Origin of the sequence: Demequina muriae, assembly GCF_030418295.1 — a bacterium.
GTDB lineage: Bacteria > Actinomycetota > Actinomycetes > Actinomycetales > Demequinaceae > Demequina > Demequina muriae.
The window spans coordinates 2687211-2701227 of record NZ_JAUHQA010000001.1 but is presented as its reverse complement, the minus strand read 5'-3'; the positions used below and the strand labels follow the sequence as shown (position 1 = coordinate 2701227).

General features: G+C 69.0%; 12 protein-coding genes. 4 read left to right on the top strand and 8 right to left on the bottom strand.

The window, feature by feature from the left end; all coding sequences use genetic code 11:
* Positions 1-36 precede the first annotated feature (36 nt).
* From QQX02_RS12715 to QQX02_RS12690, 6 genes are all read right to left on the bottom strand, one after another.
* On the bottom strand, positions 37-1665 hold the full coding sequence (locus QQX02_RS12715; RefSeq protein WP_301143528.1) for a helix-turn-helix domain-containing protein: 1629 nt from the start codon (positions 1663-1665) through the stop codon (positions 37-39).
* A complete protein-coding gene (locus QQX02_RS12710) occupies positions 1628-1972 on the bottom strand; it encodes a hypothetical protein (RefSeq protein ID WP_301143527.1) in 345 nt (114 codons plus the stop codon). Before QQX02_RS12710 ends, QQX02_RS12715 begins: the two co-directional genes overlap by 38 nt.
* 167 nt (positions 1973-2139) lie before the next feature.
* Entirely contained in the window at positions 2140-3696 is a 1557-nt protein-coding gene (locus QQX02_RS12705; RefSeq protein ID WP_301143526.1) for a glycosyl hydrolase family 18, read from the bottom strand.
* A 14-nt stretch (positions 3697-3710) separates the two neighbouring features.
* Entirely contained in the window at positions 3711-6089 is a 2379-nt protein-coding gene (locus QQX02_RS12700) for a glycosyltransferase family 2 protein (RefSeq protein WP_301143525.1), read from the bottom strand.
* Between the two features lie 186 nt (positions 6090-6275).
* Positions 6276-7115 carry an SDR family oxidoreductase gene (locus tag QQX02_RS12695; protein ID WP_301143524.1) on the bottom strand — a complete coding sequence of 280 codons (840 nt, stop codon included), beginning with the start codon at positions 7113-7115 and terminating at the stop codon, positions 6276-6278.
* The gene (locus tag QQX02_RS12690; protein ID WP_301143523.1) at positions 7112-7888 is read right to left on the bottom strand and encodes an enoyl-CoA hydratase/isomerase family protein; all 777 of its coding nucleotides are present in this window, start codon (positions 7886-7888) and stop codon (positions 7112-7114) included. The genes QQX02_RS12695 and QQX02_RS12690 overlap by 4 nt, the downstream gene beginning before the upstream one ends.
* Positions 7889-8037: 149 nt before the next feature.
* Here QQX02_RS12690 and QQX02_RS12685 point away from each other — a divergent pair, with 149 nt between their 5' ends.
* Positions 8038-8589 (top strand): PadR family transcriptional regulator, encoded by a 552-nt coding sequence (locus QQX02_RS12685; protein ID WP_301143522.1) that lies wholly within the window; start codon positions 8038-8040, stop codon positions 8587-8589.
* A gap of 38 nt (positions 8590-8627) precedes the next feature.
* Positions 8628-10307 carry an ABC1 kinase family protein gene (locus tag QQX02_RS12680; protein ID WP_301143521.1) on the top strand — a complete coding sequence of 560 codons (1680 nt, stop codon included), beginning with the start codon at positions 8628-8630 and terminating at the stop codon, positions 10305-10307.
* Between the two features lie 28 nt (positions 10308-10335).
* On the opposite strand, the gene QQX02_RS12675 is transcribed toward QQX02_RS12680, so the two are convergent.
* On the bottom strand, positions 10336-10920 hold the full coding sequence (locus QQX02_RS12675) for a hypothetical protein (protein ID WP_301143520.1): 585 nt from the start codon (positions 10918-10920) through the stop codon (positions 10336-10338).
* 86 nt (positions 10921-11006) lie between these two features.
* On the opposite strand from QQX02_RS12675, the gene QQX02_RS12670 reads away from it, so the two are divergent.
* Both QQX02_RS12670 and QQX02_RS12665 read left to right on the top strand, forming a co-directional pair.
* On the top strand, positions 11007-11363 hold the full coding sequence (locus QQX02_RS12670) for a DUF2200 domain-containing protein (RefSeq protein ID WP_301143519.1): 357 nt from the start codon (positions 11007-11009) through the stop codon (positions 11361-11363).
* 99 nt (positions 11364-11462) lie between these two features.
* Complete coding sequence (locus tag QQX02_RS12665) at positions 11463-12062, top strand: thymidine kinase (RefSeq protein WP_301143518.1); 600 nt, start codon at positions 11463-11465, stop codon at positions 12060-12062.
* Between the two features lie 108 nt (positions 12063-12170).
* Here the strand turns inward: QQX02_RS12665 and QQX02_RS12660 are convergent, their stop codons facing one another.
* On the bottom strand, positions 12171-13997 hold the full coding sequence (locus QQX02_RS12660) for a DEAD/DEAH box helicase (RefSeq protein WP_301143517.1): 1827 nt from the start codon (positions 13995-13997) through the stop codon (positions 12171-12173).
* Positions 13998-14017 lie beyond the last annotated feature (20 nt).

Genomic DNA, 14017 nt, shown 5'->3' with positions numbered 1-14017 from the left:
GCATTTCCTCAGGCGGTCTGCATGGTTCACTGCAGGTCACTCGCGCGCACGAGCCCCCGCGCCGTCGCGCCACCACGCCGCGGCCGCAGTCCTCGTGCCGACGTCGAGCTTGACGTAGATGTTGGCGAGGTGACGGCCCACGGTCTTGTCGCTGATGAAGAGACGCTCAGCGACCTCGCGATTCGATGCGCCCTGTGCGACCGCGGCCAGGACCTCGGCTTCCCGCGCGGTGAGCGGGCCGGTGTCCGGCGTGCCGCCGACGTCGACCGTCACTCGGGCGAGCGCCCCCAAGGTCCTGAACTGCTCCGCGGCCATGTCACGCGCATGGTCGGCCGCATCCGCGTTTCCTGAGGCGTCGTACGAGGCGGCGAGCCAGGCCAGCGCGCGTGCGTGCTCGCACCGCTGCCGATGCCTGTGGTGATAGTCGACAGCAGCTGAGAAGAAGGCTGCGGCGACGTCGCCGCGACCGTCACGGAGCGCGATCATGCCGTCCGCCGCATCGGCCCACGCCGCGAAGCCGGGGCTCGTCCACCGTCGCGCGGCGCCTCGCAGCTCCTCTGCCCAGACGTGCGCGATCGCAAGGTCGGCGGCGGCGAGGGCGATCTCGGTTCCTGGTCGCAGGAGCCTCACGCGTGCGAGAGGGCTGCGCCCCTCGAGTGCGTACTTGACCATCGACAGCGCACGCCCCGGAGCACCTTCCTCCAGCACCAGGAGAGCTTCGCCAGGGACCGGATCGATGCCGCACGAGCGGGCACGCCCATAGGCCTCACGCGCCGCAGCGATGTCACCCTGGTGCCTCTTGAGCTCGCCCAGCTGATACCAGCCCTCGCCGGCGATCCACGCGTTGCCGTCCTCCAGTGCAGCGCACTCGCGCACCAGGTCGTCTTCGACGGCTGGCCACTGACCTTCGATCGAGCGGAGCTCAAGTCGATGCACGCGACAGACGCCCGCGTAGACCGCGTCGGACCCGAACCGCGCGGCCCATGCCTCCGTCGACCGCGTCCAGTCGCTCATCCTGCGCAGGTCGGCGAGCTCGTGGCACGCGTGGATGGTGGTGCACAGGACGTCCCCGCCCCACTCCGGCTCGAGTTCGTCGGTGACCACTCCCAGCATCGCTTCGTCGAGCAGCTCGAAGCCGCGCGCCATGTCGCCCGTGGCGATAGCGGCCATTCCCGAGACCACCTGGCTGAGGATCTCGACCTCGGGGCTCCGCACGCTGCGGCTCAGTTCGGCGAGACGCGCGACGCTGGACGGCGACCATGTGCTGCCGTCGGTCGTCAGCCCGAGCGAGGTGTCGAGATACGTGGAGTACGCGTGCAGCGGACCGTCGGGTCGATCGCGGAGCAGCCCCTGGGCGCGCCGCCACCACGCCGCGCCGACGGTCACGTCCCCGCGCGTCGCCCTCACGAGCGCGATGCGCAGCGCGGTGGCGATGGCGTCCTCCTCGCGTCCTGCGTCGCGCAGCTGTCCGTATGCGCGCTCAGCGAGGGTCAGGGCCTCGTCAGGGCGCCCGAGCCACCACGCGGCGCGGCTCCATGCGGTGACGTCATCGGCTGTGAGCGTCCCGGTGGTCGCCGACGACTCGAAGTGCTGCGCCGCCGCCAGCCACTCTCGACGCGCATATGCCTCATGGGCGGGTGCGGTCGGAGCCGGCGTCGCGGGCATGGCTCATGCTAACGCCGTGGAGATGGGGCTCGCCGGGCAGAGCAGAGGGGTGCTTCGCGCCCGCGAGGTAGAGGGTCGCCATCGCCGCCATCGTGATCAGGTAGAAGCCATGGAGCACCCAGATGGGTCCCCACGGAAGCGACACGACGTAGACCGTGTGGATGACGTTCGCCACGTTCGACACCATGAGTGACGGGAGGCTGTAGGACGACAGGTCGCGGGTGCGCACGGCCTTGGCGAGCATGGGAACGTTGGCGGCCGCGAAGAGCGCGGTCGACACCGAACCTGCCAGGAGCCAGACATCCATGGCATCGACGGTAGGAGGACGAACGGCTGTGCCGCATCGGTCGATCCGTGCAACGTGACTCGAGCCATGCATGGTGCCGTGCATGATGCGCTGCACGGGCCGCGCACCCCCGGTTCGCCGGACTGGCCGCCCGGGGGCTGCGCGTCAGGGATCGATGGGTCCGCCGGCTATCGTGCCGGCATCACCAGCACCCACGGCGTCCCGCCCTCGACCGACACGCCTGGCTCGATGCCCTGGGTCCACCACTTGGCCTCGTACGGCACGAGCCCCAGCTGCACGCGAGAACCGGCCGTGTAGACCTCCTCCTCGTCCCACTGCGGGTAGCTGCCCTCGGGCAGCGTCGGGAGAGGCGCCGGGGTGTCTCCCGGAAGCACCGGCCCGAGCAGCGACCAGGGCGAGTCGGCGGCGTTGGCGACCGCCGAGTCCGGCGCGAAGCCGCTGGTCCAGAACTTCGCCTCGTACACCTGCTGGCGCCAGACGATCTTGGTGCCGGCCGGGTAGGTGCCCAGCGGATCCCAGATGGGGTAGGGGCTCGTCTCCGGGTCGTCCACCACCTGCGGCGTGGCCGGTGCCGCGGGCGGCGAGGCGACCGGCGCGGGGGATTCGCCGGACGTGACGCCGGCGCTGCTGCTCGGCAGGTCGACTGCCAAGGCCTCCGCGAAGAGCTGGCCGCCCTGGTCGACACCGCTGCACGAGGTCTGCACGACCGTGAGCACGGACGGCAACGGGGCAGTGCACGTGCCATCGCGATTCAGAGACCACATCGACACGAGGCCGACGCCGGTGTCGCGCGCGAACTGATTGACGATCGCGGCATCTGCCAGGGTGAACCGCTCGTTGGGGATGTCGTTCTGGCCGATCATCGGGGTGATGCCGACCTTGCCCCACGCCTGCGTCTCGGTCAAGGAGATCCCGACCTGCTCGTGGAGAGCGGAGACCTGGTCGTGGAGCGCCGTCGCCGAGTCGATGATGACGTCGGACTGCGGCTGGCTCGCGGTCGTCGGCACCCCGAGGTTCATCGTCATGCCATTCACGCCGGCAAGATCGACGCCGGCGGCGAGCATCTGGGAGACGACCTGCTCCCCGGCTGCGGTGAGCCCGGTGGGCCCCACCGGCAGAGTGAGCCAGACGGCGAGCCCGTCGTCCGCCAGGCGCTCATCCTGGAGCGTGGCGATGGCCACCGCACGCCGCGCGATGCTCGCGGTGTCGTCAAGCGCACCGCCTTCGATGTCGAGGTCGATCGTGGTGAGGCTGTAGCGCTCGACGACGGAGCGATAGGCGTCGAGAAGACCGTCGGGGTCGGTGCAGCCCACGGCCAACTCGCTGTTGGCCTGGCCGCCGAACGAGACGCGCACGTCGCCACCCACCTCGCGGAGCTGCCGCACACGGCGGTCGAGCTCGAGATCTGCGGCGGCGGAATCGAGCGAGTAGTACGCGCCCCAGCTCGGGACGCACGGATCCTGGGTGTCGGAGACCACGAACGCCAAGGTGACGTCCGACTGCGCAGGGCCGTCGGGGGTCTCGAACGCGTAGCTGGGGGTGGCCGTCACGTCGACGTAGCCACTGAAGGTCGATGGCCCGGGCTTGGCGGGGCCCAAGGCGACGGCGGAGATGGCCTGGAATCCGAACCACCCGGTGAGGCCGACGGTGAGCAGCAGGACTCCAAGCCTCAGCAAGGACACGCGCGTCCGGCGTGGAGTCGGGGCGGAGGGAAGGCTGGTCATGGTGGGTTCCTGATTCACGAGGTGCGCTGACGGGAGCGGGTGTCGCCGTGGCGAGGCGGAGCAGTCGTGGTCATGGCGACCGGCGGGGGAGCGTCCGAGGTGGGGTCGTGGTCAGGTCCGAAGTACAGGATCGACTCCCACTCGTTCTCGGTCGCCTGAGGTGTGGCGTCGGCCAGCTTCGGTCGCCGTGGAACCTGCACCCAGTGCACCGCGCCCAGCACCAGATCCGCGATCGAGTTGCGGAAGCCGATGAAGGCCCCGATGGCGTACGTGGTGAGCACGCCGTTGAACGCGGCGAAGGCGGCGTGGCTCCAGTTCTCCGTCCGGATGTCGTTCGCCACCGTGTAGAACGAGAAGATCGCGATGGCGTACGCGGCCAGGATGTAGAGCGCAGGGGCGGCGGTGCGATTGGCGACCTTGGGCGTCCTCGCGAACGCGATCTTGGACTTGGCCGCCGCCTGCTGCAATGACTTGAACGTCCCTGCGAGGTTGACGGGGAGCAGGATCAAGTTGAACGCATACACCCTGAAGATGTCGGAGCGCTTGTACCCGAGCCTGCGGAAGTCGTACGACATCGCAAGGAAGTAGGGCAGCGCCGCCGCGACGATGATCGGGCTGAGCAGTCGGTCATCGAAGGGGAAGGTCAGCAGGACCACGAGGCCGATGCTGGCCCATGAGATCGACGCCATGTAGTTGGTGCGCAGGATGATCGACGCGCGGCGGATGCGGTCGCCCTCCTTGCGGCGGCTCTTGATGAGACGTCGGAACTTGGGCGCGATGAGAAGGCCCCCGTTGGCCCACCGCGCGCGCTGAACGGCGAGCGATCCGAAGTCGGGCGGCGTCGCGCTGTAGCTGAGCCGCTCGGGGTAGTTGTACAGGCTCCACCCGTGCGCCACGAGGTCGATGCTCGACTCGGTGTCCTCGATGACCGTGCGGTCCTGGACGTAGCGCCGGACTTCCTGACCCCCGACGAACGAGATCTCGACGATGTCGTTCAGGGCTGCCTTCCGGATGACGGCGTTCGCCCCGACCCAGAAGGTGGCGTCGAAGTACGTGAGTCCCTGGTGCAGGATGTGCTGGATGTCGGTGGTCGCGGCGGCGATGCGCTCGAGTCGCGTGGGCGCGCCGCGGAACGCGGAGTAGGGCGTCTGGATCACGCCCACGCGTTCGTTGCCGGGCATCTCGAGATGGTGCACCAGGCGCAGGCAGTACTCGCGCAGCAGCACGCTGTCGGCGTCGAGAGTCAGCAGATAGTCGCTGTCGGGGATGAGGACGCCCTCCTCTCCTTCGGTGTAGCGAAGCATCGTTCCGAGGCGTGTCTCGACGCGCTTGACCCGGCGGCCCATCAGAGCCATGTACGCGTTGAGGTTCATCGCCTTGTTCGCATCATGCGGCAGGTTCGCGTACGCCTTGCGTTCGAACGAGGAGAGCTTGACGTCGAACGTCCAGACCAGCCGGCGGCACAGCTGGCTGAGCCGCTCGGCCGGAATCGCGGCACCCTGGTCGAGCGCGTCGAAGAGCGCCTGTGAGGTGCGCTCGAAGTCGCCGGCAAGTCCGCCCAGCACCTCGTCCGCGAGGAAGTCGTCGGCGTTGGAGGCGCGCGCATAGCCGACCTGCTGCTCACGGAGCCATGTCGCCGCCCACCGATAGTCGATCGCCAGTGTGCGGATGCCGTCCGGCGTTCCCGCTCCGTTCTCACGAGCCGCCTCCTCGTGGGCAGTGAGCGCATGCGTGAAGCGCTCGTACGGACCATCCAGGAGCGTCTGCAGCTCGCCTGGCAGCGCCCTGCACTCGTCCAGGCTCGCCGCCGCGGCCGGGTCCGACGGGTTCGGCGGGTCATCGAGGAGCAGGACGACGCGCAATCGCGGGTACTCCTGCAACGCGGCGGAGAGCAGCGTGGCACGGACCACCCCAGGGTCCTCGGCGTAGGACGGCACGAGGGCGGTGAGCGAGGGCCGGGTGCTCGACATGAACGCGTCGATCTCCGCGCGTGGCGTCCGGACGTGCCCACGAGAGCGGTAGAGAGCGCCCTGGCGAGCCAACAGGTAGGAGAAGGTCGAGAAGATGAGGAAGCCCATGACGATGACGTACGCGAGGGACTGTCCCAGGTACGTGCTGTCCGTGATGCCGTTGTCGATCACCTGCGAGACGATGGTCAGCGCGAAGTAGGCGACGAACGCGACGACGGTCGCGACGATGGCGAAGCCGCCCATCCAGGTCGCTGCCGTGCTGGCGGGCTTCTCCATGGCGGGAAGCGGCGGGCGCGGGCGTTCGGCGCCCCACTGACGGCGGCGACGGCGGAAGGGAGCGGCGGGCTTCGACGAGTCTCGCTCCGACCCCGGGTCCATCGACAGCACGTCGAGCGGATTGTCGTGGTCGTCAGCGTGCTCCATCGTGTCGACGGTGCTCGCGCGCCTCACGTCGAGTCGATCGAAGCCTGTCGGATCCGACCAACGGTCGTCACTCTGCATATGTGTGCCCCATCAGCATTAACGCGACCCTCCCCTCGAGAGCCTCACCGAGTGTAGGCGGTTTCGAGTGATGCAGATCACACTGACGGACCAATGTGTCCGTTTTGTTCAGTCCAAGAAGACGTCGGGGAACAGCTTCTCGTCAGGAGTGCCTGGCACAGCGGCGTAGCGGGAGAAATCGGTGACTCCTGCAGACTCCAACACGTCTTCGACGATCAGGCTGCGCCCGGTCAGTTCCCGCGCTGGCGTGGTGATCACCTCGTAGGCCGCGTCGGCGTAGATCTCCGGCGTACGGCTGATGCGCATCAGCTTCTCGCCGCCGAGGATGTTCCGGACGGCCGCGGTCGCGATGGTGGTGCGCGGCCACAGCGTGTTCGCGGCGATCCCCTTCGTGGCGAACTCCGCCGCGATCCCGAGCGTCGCCAACGTCATCCCGTACTTGGCGAGCGTGTAGCCCGTATGGGCGCCGAGCCACCGCGGGCTCGGGTTGAGCGGGGGAGAGAGCGACAGGATGTGCGGGTTGCCTGACTGGAGGAGGGCCGGCAGCGCCGCCCGGGACAGCATGAAGGTGCCGCGCACGTTCACGTCCTGCATGAGGTCGTAGCTCTTCGCCGCCAGGGTTGCGGTACGCGACAGGTCGATCACGCTCGCGTTGTTGACGACCACATCGATGCCCCCGAACGCCGCAACTGTCTCCTCCACAGCGCGCGCGATGTCGTCGTCGCTGCGGACGTCGCCGACGACGGCCAGGGCCTGGCCGCCTGCGGCGCGGACCGCATCGGCCGCCGTATGGACCGTGCCTTCGAGCGTGGGGTGCGGGGCGTCCGTCTTGGCGAGCATCGCGACATTCGCGCCGTCCCGGGCCGCCCGCAGTGCGATGGCGAGGCCGATTCCCCGACTGCCCCCCGACATCAGGATCGTGGTGCCGGCAAGAGTCCGATCGGTCACCTCGCACCGCCTCGCGACGCGCTGGCCGCAGCGAAGGCGGAGATGCGTCGGCGCGCCTCCTCGCCCTCGAATGCTTCGCCGATCGTCCGAGCCTCGTCAGCGAGGCTCTCGGACCACCCTCGTGGGGGCGATGCCCGCACGAGCCGCTTGGCCTGGCCCAGTGCTCGTGCCGCACCCGTGGCCCACGTGCGCGCGATGTCCTTCGCGCGCGCATCGGGATCTGTGGCCACCTCGGCGACAGCGCCCCACTCGAGCGCCGTTGCGGCATCGAGTTCACGACTCGTCAGCAGGAGGGTCAGCGCGCGACGCTCGCCCACGGCCCGCGTCAGCAGAGTGCTCACGCCCAAGTCGGGAGTGAGCCCGACATCGGCGTACTTGCCGGCCACCCTCAGGTCCTCACCTGCGATCACGTAGTCGGCGGCGAGCATCAGCCCGATGCCCCCGCCAGCTACGGCGCCCCGTGCGGCGAGGACGACGGGAACGCCGGACTCGACGAGAGCCGCCATCCCCTCGTGAATCACGTGGGCCCCCGCGGTCACTTCGGCTCCCGACACACCTGCACCCGCCATCGCCAGCACGTCGCCCCCGGCGCAGAACGCCGGGCCCTGGGCAGTGATGAGGATGGCGCGGACGTCGGGGGAGGAGGTCGCAGTCACGCACGCGTCGCGGTACTGCTGGCCCATCTCGAAGTCGAACGCGTTGAGGCGATCGGGGCGGGCGAAGGTGAGATGTGCGAGGCCATCGCTGATGTCGAGGCTGATCAGGGCTGTCACATTCGCTCCTAGGAACTCGTCGTCGAGTCGTCCCGTTCATCGTGCCACAGCTGCGGAGCCGTCATGTGGTTGCCAACGGCCGCCTCGCGTGTCACGATAGCGACATATCGTTCAGTATCGCTCGTGCGTCAACGACAGAGGAGTTCAGCATGACCAGCACCAACCGACACAGTCGCTCAAACTTCAACCCCGGTCAGGCCGCCGACGCCATGTGGGAGGCCATGGAGCAGATGCGCTCCTCCGTCGAACGCAAGGTGGGGACGCGCATGGGTCGCGGAGACGTGCGTGCCGCGGTGCTCGCTCTCCTCACCGAGCAGCCCATGCATGGCTACCAGATCATCCGTGAGATCTCCGAGCGCACGGGCGGCCGCTGGAAGCCCAGCGCCGGCTCCGTGTACCCGACGCTGCAGCTCCTCGCCGACGAGGGAGTGGTGCACGCCGAGACCACCCACGACCGCAAGACCTACTCGCTCACCGAGGCAGGCAAGGAAGAAGCCGCCGCTGCCGCCGCATCGGCTCCGTGGGAAGAGCACGCGGAGCGCGAGGACAGCCGGTTCGGCAAGGTGTCGAAGGCAGGACTCGACCTTGCGCAGGCCGTGTCGCAGGTGGCGCGGACGGGTTCGCACGCTCAGCAGGACCAGGCCATCGAGGTCCTTCACGACGCGCGACGTAAGATCTACTCGATCCTCGCGCAGGACTGACGGGGGTGCCGTCGGACCGTCGGGGTCAAGGAGAGCTGATGCCCGACGACGTACTCGACCGCGCGCGTTACCGCCGCATTCTGCGCTTCGCGGCGTGGAATCTGCTGATCACGTGGTGGTACGAGATCCTGCTGCCCACCATCGGCCTGTCCCGCATCGCCGAGCGCACGCGCACACGACGCATGCAGCGCTTCGCGCGCAGGTTCAGGGTGCTCGCGGTCGAGCTCGGCGGCCTGATGATCAAGCTCGGACAGTTCATGTCGTCGCGTCTGGACGTGCTGCCGCCTGAGATCACCAAGGAGCTCGAGGACCTGCAGGATGAGGTGCCGCCGGTGCCTTTCTCCGCGATTCGCACGCTGGCCGAGGATGAGCTCGGCGTCTCCCTGGAGCGCGTGTTCGAGCATGTCGAGGACTCACCGCTCGCATCGGCGTCGTTGGGCCAGGCGCACCGGGCGCGGCTCATGGAGCGGGATGCCGCCGACGCCGGGTTCACGGACGTGGTGATCAAGGTGCAGCGTCCTGGCATCGGCGCCATCGTCGCCGTGGACCTCGCGGCGCTGCGCAAGGTCGGCGGATGGCTGAGCCGCGTGCGACTCGTGAACACGCGCGTCGACATGCCCGCTCTGGTCGAGGAGTTCGGCGAGGTCAGCCTCGAGGAGATCGACTACCTCCACGAAGGTCAGAGCGCCGAGCAGTTCGCCGAGAACTTCGCTGACGACCCGCGCATCCGGGTTCCCGACGTGGTGTGGGAGCGGACGTCCCGGCGCGTGCTGACGCTCGAGGACGTGACCGCGATCAAGATCACCGATCACGCTGCGCTCCGCGCCGCGGGGATCGATCCGGCCGACGTGGCCCCAGTGTTCGCCGAGGTCATGTTCGACCAGCTGTTCATGCACAGCTTCTTCCACGCCGATCCGCACCCCGGCAACCTCTTCATCGCTCCCAGCGCCGATGCGGGGGAGGGCCCACCGTGGCGCCTCACCTTCGTCGACTTCGGGATGATGGGCCACGTCCCGCCCACCCTCCGGGGCTCGCTGCGCGCGCTCATCATCGCGGCCGCGGCCCGGGACGGGAAGGGCATGGTGGCGGCGATGAGCGAGGCGGGCGTGCTGCTGCCCAACGCGGACACGGTCGAGCTCGAGCGCGTGATGAGTCACGTGTTCGAGCGGTTCGGCGGCATGGGCTTCGCGGAGCTGCGCGAGCTGGACCCCAAGCAGTTCAGGGACTTCGCCCTGGAGTTCAGTGACGTCATCCTGACCCTGCCGTTCCAGCTGCCTGAGGACTTCCTGCTGGTCATGCGTGCGGTGTCCCTGACGTCCGGCGTCTGCAGCGCGCTGCATCCCGCTTACAACTTGTGGGACTCCGTCGAGCCCTATGCCCAGACGCTGCTGCGCGCAGAGGGCGGCAACGTCGCTGGAGACGTGGCGCGCGAGGGTCTCGAGTCGCTCGCGATCGCATGGCGACTGCCCAAGCGCATCGATGCCGTGCTCACCCGTGCCGAGGACGGCACCATGCCCGTCACCGCGCCGGCCCTCGAGAGCGCCGTCACGCGGCTCGAACGCACGGCGCGCCGCGGTGTCTCAGCGCTCGTGTTCGCGGGCCTGCTGGCGGGCGGTGCGCTGGTCCGGCCAGAGGAGCCCGGCCTGAGCACCGCGCTGATGATCGCATCGGCGGTGCCGCTCCTCCACGCGGTGGTGGGCGGGCGCTCCAAGCGCTGATCGCAGCCGTCGATGAGCGCGACGGTCGTCAGGCCCGGCGCGCGACGTGTTCGCCTGCCGCCCATCCCGGTGCACGGCCGCCGTTGGGTGGCTCATGTCGGGTGGGGAGGCCGGCGGTCGCGAGCACCCAGGACACGAGCGAGTTGGAGTTCCACATGTCTCCCGTGTCCGGCACGGTCTGGCCCCATGTCAGCGTGGGTGCGGAGCCCACCGACGCGAGCATTCCAGCGATGGTCTCCGCGTCGCCAGTCAGGTCGATCGGGTCGCCGACGGCCCACTCCCGATCGGGGATGACCCCGTGAGCCCAGCATCGGATCTCGTAGCGGAAGAAGCGCGATCGCCCCAGCCACGCGAGACCCACCGGCCCCGTTGCCAGGACGCCTTGATCGCCCGAGCCCACTCCCCACGCGGGCGCCATCTCCATCACGGAGGGCACGCCGTCCAGGCGGAACTCCAAGGCGGCGTGGAACAGGGGCGCTGGTGGCCGGCGCTCGACGGCCGCACGCCAGCGCTCCCACCAGGCGCTGGTGTGAACCACCACGTGCCCGCCGGCGCCCACCGGCAGCCACAGGAGGGTGGCGCGGTCGCCGTGGTCAGCGCTGTCGGTGCTCACCCGTCCACAGTAGGGCGACGTCGCTCATCGGTCGCGCGGCTCGCAGTCGCCGGCGATACGCTCGAGGAGAGACGGAGGCGCACACCATGGGAGAGCACCGCATCTACGGCATGAGCTTCGGGAGCATCCATCAGTTGTACGTGAACAAGGTGGAGCGCAAGGGGCACACGCGGGACGAGCTGGACCAGGTGATCACCTGGCTCACCGGCTATGACGACCAAGGACTCGAGCGTGCCATCGACTCGGGCGTGAGCCTCCGGGACTTCTTCGCCGAGGCGCCAGCGATGAACGAGTCGGCTGGCCTCATCACCGGCGTGATCTGCGGTGTGCGGGTCGAGGACATCGAGGATCCACTCATGCAGCAGATCCGCTGGATGGACAAGCTGGTGGACGAGGTCGCTCGGGGCAAGAAGATGGCATCGATTCTGCGCACGCCTGCGTGAGCCGGGCCCGACCGCGCGGGAGCGCCCGGTACGGTGTCGCCTAGACGAACGACCCGGCCGCGGTGCCCGGTCCGCCAGCGAACGACGACGAGGACTCACGTGGCCAAGCTGTACTTCCGATACGGGGCGATGAACTCGTCCAAGTCCGCGCTGCTGCTCACGGCCGCGTACAACTACGAGGAGCGGGACCAACGCCCGGTGATCGTCAAGCCCGGCGTCGACACGAAGGCGGGCCGCGCGGTCTCATCGCGCATCGGCGTCGAAAGGCCGGTGGACGTCCTGCTCGAGGACGGCGTCTCCCTCGAGGCGGCGATCACGGCACATGCGCCACTGGCGCAGATCGACGCCATCTTCATCGACGAGGCGCAGTTCCTGACGCCCTCGCAGGTCGACGAGGCGTTCACGATCGCTGTCACCGGGGGAGTGCCCGTGCTCTGCTACGGGCTGCGGGGAGACTTCACGACGCGCTCGTTCCCCGGTTCGCTCCGGCTTCTGGAGATCGCGCACTCGATCGAGGAACTCAAGACCATCTGCCGATGCGGGTCGAAGGCCATCTTCAACGCCAGGATCGTGGGGGGCGAGTTCGTGAGCCACGGCGCGCAGGTGGCGATCGACGGCCAGCAGGCCGACTACGAGTCACTGTGCGGACGGTGCTATCTCGCGAAGGTGGGGCCGCTGCGCGTGGGCGCCGAGGCTTAAGTCCCTGCAGCCTCGATCTCAGCCGACCGCCCGGGTGACGAGAGCACGGATGCGTGCGACCGCATCGGCCGTCAGCTCACCCGCGCCTTTCGAATCCCGACGGGTCCGTCAGTAGCGGGGCTTGCGCGGCGGCCGGTCATCCCGGTCGCGCCGGGGCGCGCCCTGGCCCCGGGGACCAGAGGCCCGTCCCCCGGGAGCGCCGCCGTCGGCCTTCAGCTCGATGAGGTGCCCGCTGATCCGGGTCCGCTCCAGCTTGCGCAGGGTGTCCGGGGACAGCTCCGCCGGCAGGTCCACGAGCGAGAAGTTGGGGAAGATGCGGATCTGGCCGAAGTCGTCTCGGTTGAGGCCACCCTCGTTGGCGATGGCGCCCACGATCTGACGGGGCTCGACCTTGTGTCGCTTGCCGACGGCGATCCGGTACGTCGTGAGCGGGCCGGAGGTGCCGCGACGGTTGCGCTCTCCCCGGTCGGGGCGCCCCGGGCTGTCCTTGCCGCCGCGGAACTCCTCTCGCTTGGGCTCGGCCGCGGGGTCCAGCAGCAGCGGAGTCTCGCCCTGCGCCACCACGGCGAGAGCCGCGGCGACATCCGCCTCGGGCACGTCATGGTGCTCGACGTAGTGGCCGATGATGTCGCGGAAGCGATCGATGCGCTCCGTCATGCCGAGGGCCTCGGTGATCGCGTCGTCGAAACGCGTGAGGCGGGTCGCGTTGACGTCGTCCACGCTCGGCAGGTGCATTTGCGTGAGCGGCTGACGGGTCGCGCGCTCGATCGCCCCCAGCGTGCGGCGTTCGCGCGGCGTCACGAAGCTGATCGCGTCGCCGGTGCGGCCCGCGCGGCCCGTGCGGCCCACGCGGTGGACGTAGGACTCGGTGTCGATCGGAAGGTCATAGTTGATGACGTGGGAGATGCGGTCCACGTCGAGGCCGCGCGCCGCGACGTCGGTGGCGACCAGGATGTCGAGCTTGCCGTCCTTCAGCTGCTTGACCGTGCGCTCGCGCTGCGCCTGCACCACGTCGCCGCTGATCGCCGCCGCCGTGTAGCCGCGCGCTCGGAGCTTCTCGGCAAGCGTCTCGGTCTCGTTCTTGGTCCGCGTGAAGACGATCATCGCCTCGAAGTTCTCGACCTCGAGGATGCGCGTCAACGCGTCCACCTTCTGGGGGTAGGACACGATTAGGTAGCGCTGCGTGAGGTTGGTCGAGGTCGACGTCTTCTTCTTGACCGCGATCTCTTCCGGGTCGCGCAGGTACTTGGCGCTGAGGCGGCGGATCTGCGGCGGCATGGTCGCGGAGAACATCGCGACCTGCTTCTCCGCCGGGGTCTTGGCGAGGATCGTCTCGACGTCCTCCGCGAAGCCCATCTTGAGCATCTCGTCGGCCTCGTCGAGCACCAGGAAGGCGAGTTCGGAGAGGTCGAGGGTGCCCTTGTCGAGGTGGTCCATGATGCGTCCGGGCGTGCCGACCACGATGTGGACGCCGCGTCGCAGCGCGGACAGCTGGACGCCGTAGCCCTGGCCGCCATAGACGGGAAGGATGTGCATGGACTTGCTGTGGCCGGCGTACTGCTCGAAGGCCTCGCACACCTGGAGGGCGAGCTCACGGGTGGGCGCGAGCACCAGCGCCTGAGGCTTCTTCTTGGAGGTGTCGAGCCGCTCGAGGATCGGAAGGGCGAATGCGGCGGTCTTGCCCGTGCCGGTCTGGGCGAGGCCCACGACGTCGCGTCCCGCGAGGAGCGTCGGGATGGTGGCGGCCTGGATCGCGCTTGGCTCCTCGTAGCCGACGGCGCTCAGCGCTTTCAGGACCGAGGCGCCGAGCCCCAGGTCTGCGAAGGTGAGGCGGTCAGGGTCGGGGGCCGCGTCGGCGGGCGCCGCGGTGGCGTCAGGTGTGGTGGCGTCAGCGGGCGTCGCGGTGTCGGAAGGCTCGGTCGTGTCAGAAGGCATGGCTCTACGGTAGTGCCGTC

Excerpts from the sequence above, each read along its gene's own strand:
- QQX02_RS12715 (WP_301143528.1), bottom strand. The coding sequence starts at position 1,665 with ATGCCCGCGACGCCGGCTCCGACCGCACCCGCCCATGAGGCATATGCG.
- QQX02_RS12710 (WP_301143527.1), bottom strand. The coding sequence starts at position 1,972 with ATGGATGTCTGGCTCCTGGCAGGTTCGGTGTCGACCGCGCTCTTCGCG.
- QQX02_RS12705 (WP_301143526.1), bottom strand. The coding sequence starts at position 3,696 with ATGACCAGCCTTCCCTCCGCCCCGACTCCACGCCGGACGCGCGTGTCC.
- QQX02_RS12700 (WP_301143525.1), bottom strand. The coding sequence starts at position 6,089 with ATGGAGCACGCTGACGACCACGACAATCCGCTCGACGTGCTGTCGATG.
- QQX02_RS12685 (WP_301143522.1), top strand. The coding sequence starts at position 8,038 with ATGACCAGCACCAACCGACACAGTCGCTCAAACTTCAACCCCGGTCAG.
- QQX02_RS12680 (WP_301143521.1), top strand. The coding sequence starts at position 8,628 with ATGCCCGACGACGTACTCGACCGCGCGCGTTACCGCCGCATTCTGCGC.
- QQX02_RS12670 (WP_301143519.1), top strand. The coding sequence starts at position 11,007 with ATGGGAGAGCACCGCATCTACGGCATGAGCTTCGGGAGCATCCATCAG.
- QQX02_RS12660 (WP_301143517.1), bottom strand. The coding sequence starts at position 13,997 with ATGCCTTCTGACACGACCGAGCCTTCCGACACCGCGACGCCCGCTGAC.